The 2,452-nt window shown below is 64.8% G+C and carries 3 protein-coding genes and 1 pseudogene; 2 read left to right on the top strand and 2 right to left on the bottom strand.

Annotated features, from left to right (window positions below):
- Together GNZ12_RS01770 and GNZ12_RS01775 are read left to right on the top strand one after the other, a co-directional pair.
- A partial coding sequence (locus tag GNZ12_RS01770; protein ID WP_172308724.1) for a CinA family protein occupies nucleotides 1-483 on the top strand: 483 nt, incomplete at its 5' end.
- A 41-nt stretch (nucleotides 484-524) separates the two neighbouring features.
- Nucleotides 525-1,037 (top strand): cupin domain-containing protein, encoded by a 513-nt coding sequence (locus GNZ12_RS01775; protein WP_172308725.1) that lies wholly within the window; start codon nucleotides 525-527, stop codon nucleotides 1,035-1,037.
- A gap of 246 nt (nucleotides 1,038-1,283) precedes the next feature.
- Here GNZ12_RS01775 and pyrF read toward each other — a convergent pair whose 3' ends face one another.
- Entirely contained in the window at nucleotides 1,284-2,099 is an 816-nt protein-coding gene (pyrF, locus tag GNZ12_RS01780) for an orotidine-5'-phosphate decarboxylase (protein WP_172308726.1), read from the bottom strand.
- A gap of 136 nt (nucleotides 2,100-2,235) precedes the next feature.
- Nucleotides 2,236-2,452, bottom strand: a pseudogene (locus GNZ12_RS01785) (aldose 1-epimerase); the annotation flags it as partial.

A 2,452-nucleotide genomic window follows, 5' to 3' on the forward strand; every position in this document is an offset into this window, starting at 1 on the left:
GTTCATCAGCTCGCGATTCGCGTGAGCAACCGTCTGCGCGACGAGCGCCTGATGCTCGTTACCGCCGAGTCCTGTACAGGCGGCATGGTGGCGACCGCGATCACCGATATTTCCGGCAGCAGCGGCTGGTTCGAGCGCGGCTTCGTCACGTATTCGAATCAGGCGAAGTCCGAAATGATCGGCGTGCCAGCCGACCTGATCGACAAGCACGGCGCGGTCAGCGAACAGGTGGCGCGCGCCATGGCCGAGGGCGCGCTGCGCAACAGCCGCGCGCAGGTGTCGCTGTCGATTACCGGCGTCGCAGGCCCAGGCGGCGGCACTGACACCAAGCCGGTCGGCATGGTGTCGTTCGGCTGGAGCAATCGGCTGCATACATCGGTTGAAACCAAGGTCTTCAAGGGCGACCGCGAGAAGATCCGCGTTCAGGCCGCCGCGCACGCGTTGCGCGGCATGCTGGCGCTGCTCGATGAGCGCGAACATTAACGTCCGGTTCAAAACCTGAGGTGCCGTCCACGATGCCCAACATGTCGACTTCGCACGCAGCCAAAGACGAGCTGATCCGCCGCTTCGACCTGACGCCGCATCCTGAAGGTGGATTTTTCAGCGAGACGTATCGGTCCGCGGAGTCCGTCCGCCGCGATGACGGTTCGACGCAGGCCCGCTCCGCGTCCACCGCGATTTACTACCTGCTCTGCGACGGCGCGCATTCGGCGTGGCATCGGATCAAGTCCGACGAGGTCTGGCATTTTTATGCCGGCGAGCCGTTGAACGTCCACGTACTCGACGAAGCGGGCGCGCTGATTACGCACAAGTTGGGCAATGCGCTCACGCATCCGGATGCCGTATTTCAGGCGGTGGTGCCTGCAGGCCTGTGGTTTGCCGCGGAATGCGCGGACCCCGCGACGTTCGCGCTGGTGGGTTGCACGGTGGCGCCGGGGTTTGAATTCAGCGAGTTCGAGTTGGCGGATGTCGACGCGCTGAAAGGGCAATTTCCGCAGCATGCGGCGTCTATTGAGCGACTTGGGCCGGCCGCTTAAGCCGCGTCGACAACGGCAGAGCCCCAGATCGGTGGCCTAATCACCCTCACAACAAAGGCAGAGGCTAAAGCCGGCTTGCCTGACCGCCCCGAACAGACGCAGAGGCTGCGGCCAGCAGCACGAGCGTCAACGCACCGCAAAGGCTGGCGCCGTTTGCGTGACCGGCTTCAACAGAGAGAGAAGGTTCGGCCAGGTAGACCTGCCCGAACAAAATCACAGGCCGTCGCTCACGACGGCCGCCGCCCCTCACCGGAACGCATTGATCCGGTCACGCGTTTCCATCGCTGATTTCGCTGCGGCTTCAGCGAAATCGTCGTCCTTGCCGGCGTAGATAATCGCCCGCGACGAGTTGATCAGCATGCCCGTGCCGTTCGCCGTGCGGCCAGCGTTGACCGTCGCCTGAACATCGCCGCCTTGCGCGCCGATGCCCGGAATCAACAGCGGCATATCGCCGACGATTCCACGCACCACTTCGATTTCCCTCGGGAAGGTCGCGCCGACCACGAGACCCAGTTGGCCGCTCGCGTTCCACTTGTCCGCCGCCAGTTGTGCAACGACCTGGTACAGCGGACGCCCGCCCGTCTCCAGAAACTGCAGATCCGAACCGCCCGCGTTCGAGGTCCGGCACAGGACGATCACGCCCTTGCCTTCGTGCTCCAGATACGGCTCGATAGAATCGAAACCCATATACGGATTCACCGTCACCGCATCCGCCTGATAGCGCTCGAATGCCTCGCGCGCGTACTGCTCGGCCGTGCTGCCGATGTCGCCGCGCTTCGCGTCCAGAATTACCGGCAGGCCCGGATGGTTCGCGTGAACGTGCGCGATCAGCTGCTCGAGTTGGTCTTCCGCGCGATGGGCGGCGAAGTACGCGATCTGCGGCTTGAACGACGACGCATATGGCGCAGTCGCATCGACGATAGTGCGGCAGAAGTCGAAAATCGCCTCGGGACGGCCCGCGAGCGCGCCCGGGAATTTGCTGGGCTCGGGATCGAGGCCGACGCACAGCAGCGAGTTCGTGCGCTGCCAGGCGTCGTTGAGTGTCTGGATGAAATTGGACATGGTGAGTCTCGCGGCGAGCCGATAACGGAAGAGGCGCGTATTTTACCCGTCCTGCGCGGCAAGCCGCGGCTGCGCGTCATACCGGCTCGGGCCGAGGCGTGACGGGTGCGCCGCGCCGCGCCGCCCTGCTCGCCGGCTATTGCCGCCGTCGCGACCCGCGCGCACCCGGCATCGAGCGCAAACCCGCGCGCTCGACGGTGAAGCGGAACGTGCGCGTCAGGCGCTCGCCGCGTCCCAGCAGCGTCATCCCGTTCTCGCACGCGCCGCCGGCCAGATTCATCGCGTTGATCGGATGATCGACCGGCTCGAAGCAGAAGAAGTCTTCGCCCGGCGGCGTGTACAGCACGTAATAG

This window comes from Paraburkholderia solitsugae, from assembly GCF_013177695.1.
GTDB classification, from domain to species: Bacteria; Pseudomonadota; Gammaproteobacteria; order Burkholderiales; family Burkholderiaceae; genus Paraburkholderia; species Paraburkholderia solitsugae.